Below are 16179 nucleotides of genomic sequence, written 5' to 3' on the forward strand. Positions count from 1 at the left end.
CGCTTTTCACTTGCCCAAGGCCGAATCCCGCATCACATTCTCACCCGCAGCAACTCTTTGCGAGGTCCATCTCATGTTCTCCCCCGCCCAGAAGGGGTCGGAAGGAAGCAGGCCAAGCGGCAGAAATACGGAAGCGCATAGATAGAGGCTGCCCGTATTGATATAACTCTCGGCAAGCTCCGGCTGGTAGCCGTATACCCCCGGGCGCAGCCATCCGTCCTCATCGAAATTGCCGGGAAACTCCATAATCCGGGCGATCACTGCTGTCAGGGCGCAGCGCACCTGCTGCGGCGGAAGCGCTTCCTCAAGAAAATGCTGAAGTGCCGCCTGCGACAGCAGCTGAAACGCTCCAAAACGGTAGACAATGGAGCGGCCAGTGAACGGATACGTTCCATCCGGCGCGATCATCCGCTCCAGTACGGTTGCGTATCTCTGCGCCCGCTTCACGATTAGCGGCTTCCATTCAGCATATTGCCCCGATTCCTTTTCGAAGAGGCTCACCACATCGACCAGCATCGGCTGAATGACAAAGCTGTTGTAATAGTCCCAGTGAAACTCCTTGCCGTCCCCGTATACGCCATCCCCCTTATACCAGTCCATAAACATATGGATGGCATACCCGACGCGCATCCGGTCATAGTCGGAATCACCGAGAATGTACAGGGCGGCTTCGACCATGGCGCTGAACAGCAGCCAGTTGCTGCCGCTCGGCGCGGTGCGGCGCGTCTGCTTTAGTGCGTCGATTACATTGCCTCTAACCCGCTCACTCAGCCGCCCGGCGAGCTGCTTCGGTGCGCGCACCAGTGCGTGGGCCAGGAAGGCCGCATCGACCAGCGGCTGGCCTTCGGTCCGGAAATCCATGTAATCCGGTGAAAGCGGATCGGTAGCCGCATCGATAGCCTCCAGCATCAGCCCGGCATAGCGGGCTCTAAGCTGCTCCTCTTCCCCCTCCAGCCCTCCCAGCTCCAGCCATGGGGCCATTCCGCAGGCCAGTCTGGCGAAGGCTTCGAGCTGGGCAAAGCTGCTCCGGTCATTGTGAAACGCTGTAGGAAGCTGTTTTTTCAGTTCCCTCCGGCTAAGTGCCACCAGGACCGGATGTCCAATCTGCAGCAACGTATCCAGCCAGTATTTACGCTGTTCCGTATCATTCATCTATCGTTTCGCCCCTTTAATTGCGCAATCTTCTTCTATAGTTTACTGTTGTGTTAATGCAATGTCTTTGCGATTAATGATGATTTATTGCGTTTCTTGCGATGAATCTGAAGGGTGGCTGTCTGCATGAAACATGCTGGGTATTATCAGGTGTTCGATGGCGATATTCTGGCGGGAATCGGCAATTCGCCAATCTCCCCTACCCGGGATTTCCATATCCATGACCATTACGAAATCTTCCTGTTCCTGGGCGGCAAGGTGAACGGATTCGTGGATCAATACAGCTATCCCCTGCAGCGGGGCGATGTGCTCCTATTCAACAATCACGAGATTCATAAAATCATCAATTTGTCTCCGGAGCCCTATGAACGGTTAACGATTCATTTTAAGTCCCCGCTCGTGTATCCCTTCTGTACCGCAGACACGAATCTGCTGGCCTGCTTCCAGAACCGCCAGCCTGGAGAGCATAATCTCGCACATATGGATGAGCCGAAGCTTACAGAATATATGGACCTGTCCTTACGACTCATCGGCCTGCTGGAACACCCGAAATACGGCAGCGAGGTGCTGGCACTGACTTATCTGATCCAGCTCCTGGTACTCGTTAATGAGTTGTACAGCCATACCCGTTCCGCCATTCCGAGCATGATTTCATCACATATCCAATCCGCCATGAGCTATATTGACAACCATCTGCAGCTGAATCTGTCACTGGAGCAGATCGCCGCGGAACTGGGTGTCGATAAATATTATCTCAGCCATATGTTCAAGCAGCAGACAGGCGGAACGATCTACCGTTACGTCCTGCTCAAAAAGATCGCGTTAGCCAAGCAGCTCTTATCCGCCGGAACCTCCGTGTCTGATACTTGCTACCAGACCGGCTTCAATGATTATGCCAATTTCATCCGCACCTTCAAGAACATCACGGGCGTCCCGCCCGGTAAATACGGTAAGCAAACGGAGAAGAAAGACGGACTATAACGCCCTTGATAGAAAAACCCGGCAGCCTGCTAACATCGCAGTCTGCCAGGTTCAATACAGCCGGTCACAATCCTCCTAGCCTTTAATCCCCGAAGCCGCAACCCCCTGCACAAAATACTTCTGCAGCGCCAGGAACACAATGACTACCGGAATAATCGAAACTACACTGGCGGCCATAATCAGCCCGTATTCGGCTGAATATTGCGAAATAAACATGCGCAGCCCGATCTGGATCGTCTTTAAATCGGTTTTGGTCAAATAAATCATCGGTCCCAGGAAGTCATTCCAGGTAGAGACGAAGGTAAAGATCGTCAGAGTGGACAAGGCCGGCTTCGACAGCGGCAGCATAATTCTCGCCCAGATCCCGTATTCGCTTAGACCGTCGATCCGTGCCGCCTCACACAATTCATCCGGCACGCCCTGATAGAACTGGCGCATCAGGAACACTCCGAATGCCGAGAAGGCCTGGAGCAGAATAATCGCCATATGCGTGTTGTTCAGTCCCAAAGAACGCATCATGATAAACTGCGGCACCATATAAGCCTGCCAAGGGATCGCAATGGTGGCAATATAGCCGAGGAACAGCACGTTTTTCCCTTTAAAATGCAGCTTGGAGAACGCATAGGCCGCAAAGCTCGACGTCAGCAGCTGCAGGATGGTCACGATTACGGATAATTTGGCCGTATTGTAAATGAAGCGTCCGAGCGGAATCTTGGTCCAGATGTCCACGAAATTCTCCCAGCGCGGATTCGCCGGTATCCACTGCATCGGGAAGGAGAAGACGTCCTTATTCAGCTTGAGTGATGAGGACAGCATCCAGAGATACGGAACAAGCATACAGAGTACTGTCACTGCCAGCAGAGCATATACAAGCACCATTGTGCCAATTCTAATTGTTTTATTGGAACCTACCATATCGTTCATATCCTCCTATTGTCCGTACTTCTTCTCGCCGCGGAACTGGACGATGGTAATCCCGAGTACCAGCAGAAACAATACAATGGCCATGGCGCTGGCATACCCGTAATCGAGCGAACGGAACGCCGTATTATAAATTTGATAAACCATTACTCTTGTAGAGTCGTTCAGCTGGTTATCGGCACCGGCAAACAGGTTGATAAAGATATCGTAGACCTTGAACGAATTGATCACCAGAATCATCAGGACAAAAAACGTCGTCGGTGCCAGCTGCGGAACCGTCACATTGCGGAATCTTCGCCAGGCACCTGCTCCATCCAGCTCAGCCGCTTCATACAGCTCAGAGTTGATGCCTTGAAGCCCTGCCAGATAGATCACCATGTAATACCCCATGTTCTTCCACACGGTAAACAGGATAACGGTAAACATCGCCCAGTGCTTGTCTGCCGCCCAGCGGGGAAGATCCTCAATTGGAACGCCGGAAATCAGGTGCAGAATATTGTTGACGGGCCCCATGGTAGGACTGAAGATAAAGTTCCAAACCGCCGCTACCGCTACCAGCGAAGCGACATAGGGGAAGAAGAACACCGTCCGCATGAAATTACGGGCAATAATCCTCTGATTGAGCAGGATCGCCAGCGCCAGCGCCACTGCCATGGTGAAGGGAACAACGCCGATTGTGTAGACAATGGTATTCCAGAGCGCTTTATGAAAGGTCGTATCCTTGATCAGGCGGGCAAAATTATCGAACCCGATGAACTCCATCGGATTGGACCCGTCCCATTTCACAAACGCCAGCACAAAGGCAAAGAACATGGGTACCAGGGTAAAGATCGCAAAGCCGATAAAGTTCGGCGCAATAAAGCTGTAAGCTACCAGGTGATCCCGGACGCCTTTGGACAGTAAGCTTTTAGGGGCTTTTTTGGGTCGCAATACGGTTTCATTCTGCATTCGTTCTCCTCCAAACTTTCTATAAAAGGGCGGGTCTCCGCCCGCCCCCTGAGAATCACGTTATCCTTCCGCTTAATTGTTCAAGAGCTCCTGCACACGGGTATTCATATCCTTAAGCCCTTCGTCAATCGTCGCGTTTTTCGTCATAATGTTGTCGTGTGCTTCGTTCAGGATCACTTCAATATCGGCACTCTTTTCATGCATCGGCATTTCCAGGTAAGTCTGCACAGTGGTCAGGGCTGCCTTGCTGTTATCATCTGCAGGGAAACCGTCAATGGACGTAATGGAACTGATAACCTCATCATTCTTGATCGCCGGGATTGTACCGGTGGAAGCGATCACGGTTGCCCCTGTTTCGCCAGTCACGAATTTCATGAAATCAAGTGCAGCTTCCTTGTGTTCGGACTTCTGGTTCACGGCCAGGGAAGTAATTGTACCCAGTGTTGTTCCGGCTTCCACGCCTTCCGGATGCGGATATTTCACGATGCCCCAGTTGGTGGCCTGGGATTCGCCGCTTTTGACCTTCTCAATCTGAGTGGCGATAAACCAGCTGCCCATGTTCATCATGGCAACGGAATTGTTGTAGAATACGCCGGAATAATGCGTGCTGGAGGTTTTCAGGGTAGCGTAATCCATCACGATGCCGTCCTCCTGCTCCTTCAGAATCCGCTCATAGGTCGGCTTCAGGAAGTCATAGTTTCCATCAACCACAGTGTTCTTGCCGTCCAGAATGCCGAACAGCTGAACCGCACTGCGCCACGTATGATAATGGGCTCCATACACCTTTTCCGCTCCGCTGCCGGAGGTCATTTTTCTCGCAAGCTCATCATATTGGTCGAATGTCATATCATTGGTCGGATACTCTACTCCGGCTTTGTCGAATAAATCCTTGTTATAGTAGACAATCCAGAAATCACTGCGGAACGGAAGCGCATACACTTCATCGTTCACTTCAATCTGTTCAACCGTACCGCCGTACAGTGAAGGGTCAATGCTGTTTGCGCTCATGAATCCCTTAAGCGGCTCCAGGTGATTCTGCTTCACCAGATTGGAGTATCCGGGGATATCCTTAATGGTAAGAATGTCGAGATCCGCACCGCCGGACAGCTGTGTGCTGAGCATGGTCATATAGTCGGTAGAACCAAGATCGACGTATTCGATCGTGACGTTCGGATGCTCTTTTTGATAGGCTTCGATCAAAGGCTTGTAGTAAGCGGTGGCTTCCCAGTCCCAAAGCGCCCATTTCAAAGTAACAGGATCCTGGCCCGGCTCGGCGGAAGCGCTTGCATTATTTCCAGTAGAAGGAGCCGTTGTGGCAGCAGCATTATTAGCTTCATTGTTGTTGCCGGAGCACCCGGCCAGTACGCTCAGCGAGAGCACAGTAGCGAAGGTCATACCGTATAATTTTTTGTGATTCATTTAAATATCCCCTTTTCCGCTTGTTTGGTTGACGATGAATCATCTTCAGTTGCTAAGTCACATTCTAACGGGTTCCCGGCCCGGATGGGATGCACTTTCAACCGCAGATCCTTCACTTTTATGTTCTTTTTAGTCTTCCTCCGCGTTAGACCTGTAATATTCTATCTAAAACCTGTAAAATTCTTCGTTCCTGCCTCCCCCTCTATTTTGCGTTACAGGAATATGCTATGGTGTTTATGTAACCGCTTCATTATAAGTGAAGGAGGATTCACAACGAGAAGACAGTCTACCATAAAAAGCCGCATTATTCTGATTATGATTATTTTTGCGCTGCTGATTGCCGCGCTCCTGTCATTCTTCAGCTATGAGCTAATTTCCTACTATCAGCGGAAAACGACCATTCAGGCGACGGAGTTTAATCTCCAGCTCGTCTCCCATATTATAGAACAGGATTTGCTGAATCTGTCCGCACTCGCTATGACCAGCAGCACCAATTCGGCGACGAATACCCTGCTTACCGACTATTTCGGCTCACCGCAGGCCAAAGCCAGGGATGCACTTAATGTCTTCAACTCGATGCAGGAGGATTTCCGGATCAACCGCTCCAACAGCTATGTCCGCCGCCTGATAGTTACAGACCATAAGGGAAAGTTCCTGCAGGTGGACAATTCCGTCAGCACGTCCGTTCCGCTCACTATCCATAATATCGGACAGATTACCGGACTGAACAATAATGAGGCTGTAAAAGAATACGACCAGGTCATTAAGGACCCGCTCTCCACCTCGGTTGGAATTCCATATATTTTACCGGTTTACGGAGAGCGGGCAGCCCGGATCGGAACGGTCTATCTGCTCGTCAATACGTCCGTAATTACCGACAAGCTGAAAGGGTACTCCCTCCCTGAGGATTCGCGGCTGCTGCTGACGCTGGGAGACAACCATTATCAGCTCATCGGCGACAAGGTGCAGGACATCGGAGCGCCTTATGAACCGGTTCCTTACACGGATGATGAGCCTGTCGGCCCGCAAACCAAGCTGTCCACCCTCCGGCTGGATGACGGGGAGCAGACCATCGCCGTTTCTTATCCGGTACGCAGCGGAGTGGTGCTGTCGCAGACCCTGTCCGGCAGCCAGTTCGCCCCCAAGGCAAGCATCTGGATTCCGATTATGCTGGGCGTGAGTTTCATGGTTCTTGTCCTCAGCGGCATTATTACCGTATATTTGACCCGGACAATCAGTCTCCCGGTGGAGAAATTAAAGAAGCGGATCGACAAAATCGCCCAGGGCAACTTCCTGCTCGACCGGAATATCGAATGGAACAGTGAACTCGGAGATGTGGGCAGAGGGATCAACCGCCTGTCCCAGGACATCACCGCATTAATGGACAGCCGGCTGGCTGACGAGAAGCAGAAGCAGGAGCTGGAATACCGGATGCTGCAAAACCAGATCAATCCCCATTTCCTCTACAATACGCTGAATTCAATCAAATGGATGGCGACGATTCAGAATGCGACCGGCATTGCTGAAATGACCACTGCCCTGTCCAGACTGCTCCGCAGTATTGCCAAGGATAACCGGCGGCTGCTGCCGCTGAAGGACGAATTGAAGCTGCTGGAGGATTATTTTCTGATCCAGAAATACCGTTATGGCGGTACTGTCTCTATGGATCTGACGATTTCTGACGAGGACCTGCTGTCAGGGCTAATTCCCCGCTTCACCCTCCAGCCGCTTGTAGAGAACGCCATTTTCCATGGGATCGAGCCCAAAGGCAGAGGAGATATCATGATTACGGTGCAAAAAAGCGGCTTCGCCGATATTCTGGTCACCATCGAAGATAACGGTGTCGGAATGCCGGAGGAGCAGATCGCGAAGATCCTGTCCGAGCGGGAGGAAGGCTCCAAGGGGCTGTTCGAGAATGTCGGGCTCCGCAGTGTCAATGAACGCCTGCACCTCGCATTTGGGGAACCTTACGGCCTTTCAATCGAGAGTGAACCGGGGCAGTATACACAGATGAAGATTCTGCTGCCGTTCCTGCTGAAGGAATAACCCGGAATCTTAGAGTGAGGAAGTGATGAGCTTGATCAAATTGCTGATTGCCGATGACGAAGCGCTCGTCTGTATCGGCTTGCAGTCCATGCTGAAATGGGAGCAGTATAACATAGAGATCGTCGGAATCGCTCATAACGGGGCTCAGGAGGAAGAAATGATCGACAGCCTCCGCCCGGATATAGTCATCAGCGATATTAAAATGCCGGTTAAGAGCGGCCTTGCGGTTGCAGATTCGGTACGCCAAAAGTACGGCCGGCTTCCGCTGTTCATCATCCTGACCAGCTACGAAGAATTTGAATACGCACGCGCAGCCATCGGAGTCCAGGCCACCGATTATCTGGTGAAGCTGGAACTGACGCCGGACACACTGGCCGCATCTATTCAGCGGGCCATTACGCTGCTGGAGGCTTATCAGACGCTGGAGAGCTACCCGAAGCTTGTCCACCGCGGCAATCTGCAGGCCCAGCGTGATAAGTTCTTCATCCGGCTGTTCAATAACCTGTTCGAGAATAAAAACCAGTATTCTCTGCAAAAAGAGGATTTGGACCTTGACCTCAGCGGCCCTGCCTATCTGGTCTGTACCTGCCGTATTCTGGGCCCGGACAGTGTTCCTCCACGCGGGGATAAGCTGGTGGCCCTCTGTTCAAGCACCGTGCAGATGGCCAAGGATACCCTTACATCCATCAGGACCTGCTATGTTACAAGTCTGGACCTGCGCAACTTTGCCGTCGCTCTGCCCGTCTGCGGGACCGATCCGCGGACGTGGATGCCGGACACCCGGAAGCTTTTGGCCGATATGGCCTCCGTCCTCCACAACTACTTCAATGTAACGATTATCGGTGCGATTGGCTTTGCGGTCGAGGACCCGTATCTGCTGCGGGAGAGCTATCTCGCGGCCCGCAAAGCACTGCCGGCTGCGGTGAAAGCACAGTCGTTCGTATTCTTCGCAGAAGGGGAGCCACAGGAGCAGGACTATCCCCTGTTCGATTTCTCCGAATCACGCAGCGAGATCCGCCGTGCATTTGAAGAGATGGACACTCAGGCGCTCTATGCCATTATCTCGAAAATGATCGAGATCTTCGACGGCCGCTCCGACTTGCTCGTTCCCGCCACCGACGCCGCCTGCAATATTCTTTATATGGCTACCTCCCTGCTTGCGGACGGGGAAGAGATCGTTGAGCATATTTTTGAGCATGAACCGGAGGGCTACCGCGCTATCTACCAGATGCATACCATTGAAGAGATCGCGGGCTGGCTGATCACGTTCCGTGACGGCTGCTCCGCCATCCTCTCCACCAGAAGACAAAGCTACAAGGAGCAGATCGTCAAAAATGTCCAGGAGTACATCAAACGAAACCTCGGCACCAAGCTGTCGCTCAATCAGGTAGCCGATGTCTTCAATTTCAGCCCCAACTACTTGAGCCATCTTTTCTCCAAGATCGCAAAGGTAAATTATGTGGAATATATCACCGAGACCAAAATCACGGCAGCCAAAGAAATGATGCTGCGCGGCGAGGGCCGCATTTACGAAATCTCGCAAAAGCTGGGCTACGAGAGCGCCTTCTATTTCAGCAAGGTGTTCAAGAAGGTCACCGGCATGTCCCCCCGGGAATATATGCAGCAGATGGAGGCGGGTACGCAGGCTGACGGCAGTCTCCGGGAGAGAAGCCGCTCCTGAGCTCAGGCAACACCCCCAGCATTGTGCTTCAAATCACCTAGGCCCTTCCGGAAAATGCCGTATAGTTAGGGAGATAAGTTCCTGTTCTGCCCTATAATTTTTCGGTAGGAGGTCAAGTTTAGATGAGGAAGTATATCCCTAACCAGCATGGTGCCTGGGCCATGCTCATCCTTCCCTTTCTGTTCGGAGTAGCAGCATCTGGGGGGCAATGGATACATATTCCGCTGTTTGCCTGCTGGCTTCTGATTTATTTGTTCAGCTTCCCTGTGCTGCAGGGGGTCAAGAGCGGAAAATTTAAGCGTTATGAAAAGCCTTTGAAGGTATATGGAATTCTGCTGGTGCCATTAATCATTTATCTGGTAATCGCTGAACCGGTACTGTTATGGTTTGTTCTGCCGCTCCTGCCTTTGTTCGCTGTAAATCTCTATTATGCCAAAACCAAAAATGAACGTGCCTTACTCAATGACATCTCGGCCATAGCGGCATTTTGCCTGATCATTTATCCGGTCTTCTATGTCGGTCAGGGTGAAAGCTGGCGGACAGCAACAGAGCTGTTCCTGCTGGCCGTGCTGTATTTCGTCGGAACCGCCTTCTATGTCAAAACGGTCATTCGTGAACGCAACAACATCACCTTCTATTACGGTTCTGTGGGGTATCATCTGCTGTTTGCGGCAGCCGGGCTGTTCCTCTTTCCGTCACTGGTGGTTCCGCTCTTAATTCTGCTGATACGGGCAGCCATTGTGCCCAAGACCGGGATCTCAGCCAAGCACACCGGAATGATTGAAATCGGCTTTTCCCTTATGTTATATGTATCTGTGCTTGGGTTGTACTTCTAATATATAGCTGTAACAAAGAAGCTCATCTGCCGGTAATCCGGGTAGATGAGCTTCCTTGTTGTTGGGTTAATCTATTCTACGATCATATCCTGATTGCTGGCCCCGGGGGGGACGATAGGATATACATTTTTCTCCTCGGTAATATCAAATTCCATTACGACAAGGCCGTCCGTGTGCAGCGCAAGCTCGATAATCTGCTCCGCTTCAGCAAGCGTACTTGCCCGGAACCCGTTGGCGCCAAAGGACTTGGCCAGGGCGACAAAATCCGGCGAGCTGATCCTCACCGAGGAATACCGCCGGCCCAGGAACAGCTGCTGCCACTGTCTTACCATACCCAGATACCCGTTCTTAAATATTGCGACCTTAACATTGAGCCCATGATCCACAGCCGTCATGATCTCCTGCATATTCATCTGGAAGCTGCCGTCACCCGTGATACAAATGACATGGCGGTCAGGAAAAGCAACGGCAGCGCCGATCGCAGCAGGCAAACCGTATCCCATGGTGCCAAGCCCCCCGGAGGTCAGAAAGGACCGGGCTTCCGAGAATTCATAATGCGTTGCGGTCCAAATCTGATGCTGGCCGACATCCGTAGCTATAATGGCATCGCCTGCTGTAGCCTTTTGAAGGCACCGGATAACTTCCTGGGGGGTCAGCTTAACCTCCAGTTCCCGTCTTGATTTTGCAGAGCGGCGGGTCCAGGTTCCGATCTGCTGTTCCCAAGCGGAGTGATCCGCTGCTGTATGTACGTTTTCCAGGAGTCCTGCGAGCAGTTCAGCGCATGAGCCTGTGATCGCTAAGTCTATGGGGATGTTCTTGTTCAGTTCCGATGTATCCAGATCCACCTGGATTTTATAAGATCCCGGAGAGAATGCTTTGCGGTTGCCGGTCACACGGTCACTGAAACGGACGCCGAGACAGAGCACAACATCAGCATTCTGCAGCGCACGGTTGGCAGCCACTGTTCCATGCATTCCCACCATGCCTAGATGAAGATGATGTCCGGACGGGAGCGCCCCCAGCCCCATGAGTGTACTGGCAACGGGAAGGTTAAAGCGCCCGGAGAACTCTTTTAATAGCGCTGGTGTACCATCTGTCATACAGCCTCCGCCAATCAGAATAAGCGGCCGCTGCGCCAAGCTCAGCCGCTCTGCCGCCACCTGAATATCCGCCGGATCAATGGCATGATCGGGCTGGTATCCCCGGATGAATGGCGGCGAACTCTGCATAGCAGTCTGGTTCTCCGCTGTGAACTCCGCATTCATCACATTCTTCGGCAGGTCAATCAGGACCGGCCCCGGCCGCCCTGTTGTCGCCACATGGAACGCTTCATTAACGATCCTCGGCAGATCGGCTATGTCCCTGACAATATAATTGTGCTTGGTAACCGGCATGGTCATCCCGTAAATATCTACTTCCTGAAAGCTGTCCAGGCCAATAAGGTCGGTGGATACCTGTCCGGTAAGAACGATTAGCGGAACAGAATCCATAAATGCTGTAGCGATTCCTGTGACAGCGTTGGTTGCTCCGGGACCGCTGGTGACCAGTGCCACACCCGGCCGTCCGGTTGCTCTTGCGTATCCGTCTGCAGCATGAACCGCAGCCTGCTCATGCCTGACCAGCACATGCTGTATCCTGTCACAATCATACAAGGCATCATACAAAGGCAATACGGCACCGCCGGGGTATCCGAATAGGATTTCAATATTCTTCCCGATCAGCATCTCTATCAGCAGCTGTGCTCCGTTCATAAGTACAGTTCGTCTCCAGTCGTATACAAAGTGTTTTCAGGTTACAAAATATGGGTATTACCTTATGATTACTACCTTAAGAGGAGAGTGAAAGTAATGGCCAACGAATCCAATCAATCGTCAAAGCTAAGCCGGGAGGAACGTGAGCAAATCGGCCGCCGGACGGGTGCAGGCTTCGCCCGGGTGGAGCGCACGGAAGCCACCGAAGGTTCGACCAATATTCCAACCGGATCGATCGGCGCAGAGCTGACAGAAGATGAAATCCGCCGCCTGGTAGGCTCGGGCAATTTTGAATCGGCCAAAAATGATCGGCAATCCGGCTCGATCAACAGCTGAAGCAGCGTTCCGCCGCCTAACCTCCAATATAGGACATGCCGATCTTGGTTCTGTTCTTCACGGTCTGTTCCGTCCGCTCATCGGAATAACGGTCACTCCGCTGCTCCCATACGTTTTTGATGGCTGCGAGCAAGCTTTGGTCACTCGCCCCGCTGCGGATCATCGCCTTGAGATCTGAGCCGCCGGAAGCGAACAGACAGGTAAACAGTTTGCCGTCAGAAGACAGCCTGGCCCGCGTACAGGAGGAGCAGAAGGATTCAGATACGGACGTAATAAAGCCAACCTCCGTGCTGCTTCCCTTGTACCGGTACCTTTTGGCCACCTCACCGAAATAATTATGGTCCTGCGCTTCCAGCTCAAAGCTGCTGTGGAGGCGCTCCAGTATTTCCCGCTTGGTGACGACTTTATCATAGCTCCAGCCGTTGTCGTTGCCGGCGTCCATAAATTCAATGAAGCGCAGCGTGATGTTCTTTTCTTTGAAGTAAGAGGCCATCGGCACAATCTCCGATTCGTTCACACCCCTCTGCACTACCATGTTCACTTTCACCTCAAAACCGGCTTGAACGGCATGATCAATATGCTGCAAAATCGTATCAGGCTTATATCCCCGTCCGTTCATTCTGCCGAACAGTTCAGGCTCCAGCGCGTCCAGACTGACATTAAGCCTGCGGAGTCCTGCCTCATACAGCGGCACAGCGTACCTTCCAAGCAATACCCCGTTCGTTGTCAGTCCGATATCCTCCACTCCGCAGATCGAACGAATTCCCGCTACAAGTGCGGGAAGGTTCTGCCGCATCAGCGGCTCTCCTCCGGTCAGGCGGATTTTGCTTACGCCAAGGGAGACAAACAGCCCCGTCAGGCGCTGGATTTCTTCGAAAGTAAGCTGCTGACTTGCCGGAAGGAAGGCGAAATCATCACCGAACACTTCCTTTGGCATGCAATAAGAACAGCGGAAATTACACCGGTCAGTTACTGAAATCCGCAAATCGTGAATTGGCCGCTGCAGCTGGTCTTGTAGCGGATGAGTACTCATCTGTCTGTCTCCTTTCCGGTAAGCTTACCGGTTCATCCGGTTATTTCTGCGTAATATCGCTGAAGGTACCCACATACCGGACATCTTCGCCGGTCTCATCCTTCACAGCGCTGATATTCAGCCACTGCAAATACTCTTCGCCGTTCTTGCGCTTGTTCCAGATTTCTCCCTGCCACATGCCCTTTTCCCTGATCTCCCTCCACATGCCGAGGTAGAAATCCTTGGATTGGCGGCCTGACTTCAGAATGCTGGGCTGTCTGCCGAGCACTTCCTCTTCGGTGTAGCCTGTGAGCTTCGTAAATGCCGGATTCACTGACTTAATCAGGCCCGAGATATCCGTTACAAGAATACCCTGCCCGGTGGAGTTGAACACTTCAGCGGTAAGCGCAAGCCGGTCCTGAAAATAGAGCCATACTACCAGCACCAGACTGGCCAGCGCCACCTGTGAGAGCAGCATGAACCCTATCGAATATTGCCCGGTCGCCGAATAAATCACCGACAGCATAATCGGAGGGAAAAATCCGCCCAGACCGCCCATCATCGACACGATCCCGTTGGCAATCCCCGCCTGCTTATTGAAGTACAGGGGGACTAATTTGAAAATAACCCCGTTACCGATCCCCGCACTTACGGCAATCGCAAGGCATCCCGCGGTATACAGGCCCATATCCGGCATAAAGGCCAGGATGATTGCTGCTACCGTATAGATACTGAAGGTGCCGATCAGCAGGAACAGCGGCTGAAATTTATCACCGAGCCAGCCGCCTATGGGCCGGAAGAACGTTGCCACAGCAATGAAGCCGGCGGTTCGCATGCCTGCATCCACCTTTTCCAGACCGAAATTCGAGACCAGAAAGTTCGGCAGATAAATGGTAAAGGCAACGAAGGAGCCGAATGTTATGAAATAGAAAAGCGAGAACAGCCAGAGCTTTTCATTCCTGGATACACCCTTGATCTGTTCGATAATCGGTGTTTTGAGCTTGGGCTCATGACGGTCGCCGAAGAAGAAATTCAATGCGATAAACACCAGTAACAGAATCAGATATAGCTTAATCGCAGACGCCCAGCCAATCTGCGCAGCCACCATCGGAGCCGAGAAGGTAGTGACCGCCGTTCCGATATTCCCGATTCCATAGATCCCGTTGACCAGACCATGCTTCTCTTTGGGGAAATACTTGGGCAGGGAGGTCACGCCTACAGAAAATACGGCTCCGCCGATGCCAAGGAACACTCCGCCGATCATTAAATGGGTTACCGAAGAAGCTTCACTGATAAAATAGACCGGAAATAAAAGCAGAATAAAGCTGGACATAAAGATAATGCGGGCACCCAGAATGTTGGCATAATACCCAAGAGGAATTCTTAGTATAGAACCGAGTACAACCGGAATGGCCGTAACCATCGCCAATTTTCCCTGCGGGATGCTGATATCCTCCGAAATAAAGGGCATCAGGGAAGAGATGATCACCCACACCATGAATCCGGTAATCAAGTTTAATGTTTGTAGCGGCAACTGCAATTTTTTTATCATTCGCCCCACCTTTTCGCCATGTATTCTCTGATCGTCTGTACAAATACTTCCTGTATTCATTGTATCTGCCCATCCCCGGCTCAGATATAGGGGAGTCCCCTTTCCCTGACAGGGGAAACCCTGAAAATAAGAAGAAACGGCATAGCCGCCCTTTTTGGGGCGGTATCCGTTTCTGCGAGAAATAGAAGGATAATTTATAACATGAAGGTGATAAATTTTTATATTTTAAAATAACCCCACAAAGTGGGGCTTAGCTTCGGAGCTTAATCAGGTACTTTGCGGGGACCCCGGAAACTTCAATGCTAAAACAAGCCGCTCCTTTTAGGAGCAGCCCGTTCATTTCATGTAATAAGCGTGTTCAGCTTCTGGCATAACCGCTCTTTGTCCTTCGCACTCAGCTGATGTTCGGCCATCGGAAAAATGACCGTTTCTTCTTTTACAAAGTGTACCGTCAGTACCTCAAAAGCCTCCCCTGCATCTCTGACAGCAGCACGGATATCTTCCAGAGACAGCAGGTCTGGCCCGCCTTCTGTGTGATGCAGGAAATGCCCGATATACCCGTCAATTTCGCGGTGTTCCTCCTGAATTCCAACCAGCGGTCCTTGTTCAAACCCGATATAAGTGCCCAGCAGCGGGAAAAAATGCGTCTCTTCCTTCATAGTATGCTTCTTCAGCGGACCGGTAAACTCCAGGATCGCCTGCCGCAGCTCTTGAAGCCGTATCCTGCCCTCATCCAGACGGATATGTTCCTGTTCAAACCAAAGTACGATGGCATGCCATTCTTCCATTAAAAAAGATAAATAGCGGTGCTCATTCTCAAGAATGCGCATGGCGGGCGTTGTGAACTGCAACTCTGTATATTCCGGCATGCAGCGGTACCTCCATTCGCCGGTTAGAAATCCAGCATTTTTTTCTTCAAAGCATATTCGACCAGCTCAGGCCGGCTTTTAAGATTCAATTTCTCCATAATTTTCGCTTTGTGGGCTTCTACCGTTTTCACAGAAATGAATAGCCTTTCTGCTATTTCTTTATTTCCGTAACCTTTGGCAATAAGCGGCAAAATCTCCAGCTCCCGCTTAGACAACAGCTCAAACAGGTCTTCTGTCCCGGCGGTTTTCTCCTGCTTGATGAACTCACGGACAAGAGAGGTGGCCATCTTGGGATGGATATAGGTACCCCCTTCATAGATGGTCCGGATGGCCAGCAGAAGTTCCTCGTCCGGCGCACTTTTGAGCACATAACCGGAGGCTCCGTTCTTCAATACATGAAAGAGGTATTCATCATCATCATGCATCGTCAGGATCAGGATTTTGGTATCGGGGTAATCCTCTTTAATCTTGCCAGTCGCAACCAGCCCGCTTTCTCCCGGGGGCATGCTTAGATCCATAATAAGAATATCCGGACGGAATTTGGCGACCAGTGCATAAGCTTCCCTGCCGTCTGCCGCCGCTCCGATCACTTCAATGTCATCCTGAAAATTGAGAATCATGGAGAACCCGCTGCGCACGATCGCATGGTCGTCTGCGATGACAATCTTCATCAGA

Annotated in this window: 14 protein-coding genes; 5 read left to right on the forward strand and 9 right to left on the reverse strand. The window is 51.7% G+C overall.

The window, feature by feature from the left end:
- Positions 1 to 6: 6 nt before the first annotated feature.
- Positions 7 to 1152: a DUF2264 domain-containing protein gene (locus QU597_RS20505; protein ID WP_310829608.1), complete on the reverse strand. Its 1146-nt coding sequence runs from the start codon at positions 1150 to 1152 to the stop codon at positions 7 to 9.
- Positions 1153 to 1278: 126 nt separating this feature from the next.
- On the opposite strand from QU597_RS20505, the gene QU597_RS20510 reads away from it, so the two are divergent.
- A complete protein-coding gene (locus tag QU597_RS20510) occupies positions 1279 to 2133 on the forward strand; it encodes a helix-turn-helix domain-containing protein (protein WP_310829609.1) in 855 nt (284 codons plus the stop codon).
- A 75-nt stretch (positions 2134 to 2208) separates the two neighbouring features.
- Here the strand turns inward: QU597_RS20510 and QU597_RS20515 are convergent, their stop codons facing one another.
- The 3 genes from QU597_RS20515 to QU597_RS20525 all read right to left on the reverse strand — a co-directional run bounded on the left by QU597_RS20515 (position 2209) and on the right by QU597_RS20525 (position 5421).
- Complete coding sequence (locus QU597_RS20515) at positions 2209 to 3057, reverse strand: carbohydrate ABC transporter permease (protein ID WP_310829610.1); 849 nt, start codon at positions 3055 to 3057, stop codon at positions 2209 to 2211.
- A 6-nt stretch (positions 3058 to 3063) separates the two neighbouring features.
- Positions 3064 to 4002 carry a carbohydrate ABC transporter permease gene (locus QU597_RS20520; RefSeq protein ID WP_310829611.1) on the reverse strand — a complete coding sequence of 313 codons (939 nt, stop codon included), beginning with the start codon at positions 4000 to 4002 and terminating at the stop codon, positions 3064 to 3066.
- 72 nt (positions 4003 to 4074) lie between these two features.
- Complete coding sequence (locus QU597_RS20525; RefSeq protein WP_310829612.1) at positions 4075 to 5421, reverse strand: ABC transporter substrate-binding protein; 1347 nt, start codon at positions 5419 to 5421, stop codon at positions 4075 to 4077.
- Between the two features lie 315 nt (positions 5422 to 5736).
- On the opposite strand from QU597_RS20525, the gene QU597_RS20530 reads away from it, so the two are divergent.
- The 3 genes from QU597_RS20530 to QU597_RS20540 all read left to right on the forward strand — a co-directional run bounded on the left by QU597_RS20530 (position 5737) and on the right by QU597_RS20540 (position 9984).
- Positions 5737 to 7467 carry a cache domain-containing sensor histidine kinase gene (locus tag QU597_RS20530; protein WP_310829613.1) on the forward strand — a complete coding sequence of 577 codons (1731 nt, stop codon included), beginning with the start codon at positions 5737 to 5739 and terminating at the stop codon, positions 7465 to 7467.
- A 31-nt stretch (positions 7468 to 7498) separates the two neighbouring features.
- Entirely contained in the window at positions 7499 to 9148 is a 1650-nt protein-coding gene (locus QU597_RS20535) for an AraC family transcriptional regulator (RefSeq protein ID WP_310829614.1), read from the forward strand.
- 122 nt (positions 9149 to 9270) lie between these two features.
- Positions 9271 to 9984, forward strand: coding sequence for a YwiC-like family protein (locus QU597_RS20540; protein WP_310829615.1), 714 nt, complete (start codon positions 9271 to 9273; stop codon positions 9982 to 9984).
- Positions 9985 to 10055: 71 nt separating this feature from the next.
- Here the strand turns inward: QU597_RS20540 and ilvB are convergent, their stop codons facing one another.
- Positions 10056 to 11735, reverse strand: a complete 1680-nt coding sequence (gene ilvB / locus QU597_RS20545; protein WP_310829616.1) for a biosynthetic-type acetolactate synthase large subunit — start codon at positions 11733 to 11735, stop codon at positions 10056 to 10058.
- 96 nt (positions 11736 to 11831) lie between these two features.
- On the opposite strand from ilvB, the gene QU597_RS20550 reads away from it, so the two are divergent.
- Complete coding sequence (locus QU597_RS20550) at positions 11832 to 12071, forward strand: hypothetical protein (protein ID WP_206101393.1); 240 nt, start codon at positions 11832 to 11834, stop codon at positions 12069 to 12071.
- 16 nt (positions 12072 to 12087) lie between these two features.
- On the opposite strand, the gene moaA is transcribed toward QU597_RS20550, so the two are convergent.
- From moaA to QU597_RS20570, 4 genes are all read right to left on the reverse strand, one after another.
- Positions 12088 to 13104, reverse strand: coding sequence for a GTP 3',8-cyclase MoaA (moaA, locus tag QU597_RS20555; RefSeq protein WP_310829617.1), 1017 nt, complete (start codon positions 13102 to 13104; stop codon positions 12088 to 12090).
- A gap of 40 nt (positions 13105 to 13144) precedes the next feature.
- Complete coding sequence (locus tag QU597_RS20560; RefSeq protein ID WP_206101395.1) at positions 13145 to 14635, reverse strand: nitrate/nitrite transporter; 1491 nt, start codon at positions 14633 to 14635, stop codon at positions 13145 to 13147.
- A 341-nt stretch (positions 14636 to 14976) separates the two neighbouring features.
- On the reverse strand, positions 14977 to 15504 hold the full coding sequence (locus QU597_RS20565; protein ID WP_310829618.1) for a hemerythrin domain-containing protein: 528 nt from the start codon (positions 15502 to 15504) through the stop codon (positions 14977 to 14979).
- Positions 15505 to 15527: 23 nt separating this feature from the next.
- The gene (locus tag QU597_RS20570) at positions 15528 to 16175 is read right to left on the reverse strand and encodes a response regulator transcription factor (RefSeq protein ID WP_236332425.1); all 648 of its coding nucleotides are present in this window, start codon (positions 16173 to 16175) and stop codon (positions 15528 to 15530) included.
- Positions 16176 to 16179 lie beyond the last annotated feature (4 nt).

The sequence above is a fragment of the Paenibacillus pedocola genome (assembly GCF_031599675.1).
In the GTDB taxonomy this organism is placed as follows: domain Bacteria; phylum Bacillota; class Bacilli; order Paenibacillales; family Paenibacillaceae; genus Paenibacillus_AQ; species Paenibacillus_AQ pedocola.

Coding starts and splice junctions, on each gene's coding strand:
- QU597_RS20515 (WP_310829610.1), bottom strand. CDS start 3,057: ATGAACGATATGGTAGGTTCCAATAAAACAATTAGAATTGGCACAATG.
- moaA (WP_310829617.1), bottom strand. CDS start 13,104: ATGAGTACTCATCCGCTACAAGACCAGCTGCAGCGGCCAATTCACGAT.
- QU597_RS20570 (WP_236332425.1), bottom strand. CDS start 16,175: ATGAAGATTGTCATCGCAGACGACCATGCGATCGTGCGCAGCGGGTTC.
- QU597_RS20560 (WP_206101395.1), bottom strand. CDS start 14,635: ATGATAAAAAAATTGCAGTTGCCGCTACAAACATTAAACTTGATTACC.
- QU597_RS20550 (WP_206101393.1), top strand. CDS start 11,832: ATGGCCAACGAATCCAATCAATCGTCAAAGCTAAGCCGGGAGGAACGT.
- QU597_RS20525 (WP_310829612.1), bottom strand. CDS start 5,421: ATGAATCACAAAAAATTATACGGTATGACCTTCGCTACTGTGCTCTCG.
- QU597_RS20540 (WP_310829615.1), top strand. CDS start 9,271: ATGAGGAAGTATATCCCTAACCAGCATGGTGCCTGGGCCATGCTCATC.
- QU597_RS20520 (WP_310829611.1), bottom strand. CDS start 4,002: ATGCAGAATGAAACCGTATTGCGACCCAAAAAAGCCCCTAAAAGCTTA.
- QU597_RS20510 (WP_310829609.1), top strand. CDS start 1,279: ATGAAACATGCTGGGTATTATCAGGTGTTCGATGGCGATATTCTGGCG.
- QU597_RS20505 (WP_310829608.1), bottom strand. CDS start 1,152: ATGAATGATACGGAACAGCGTAAATACTGGCTGGATACGTTGCTGCAG.
- ilvB (WP_310829616.1), bottom strand. CDS start 11,735: ATGAACGGAGCACAGCTGCTGATAGAGATGCTGATCGGGAAGAATATT.
- QU597_RS20530 (WP_310829613.1), top strand. CDS start 5,737: ATGATTATTTTTGCGCTGCTGATTGCCGCGCTCCTGTCATTCTTCAGC.
- QU597_RS20565 (WP_310829618.1), bottom strand. CDS start 15,504: ATGCCGGAATATACAGAGTTGCAGTTCACAACGCCCGCCATGCGCATT.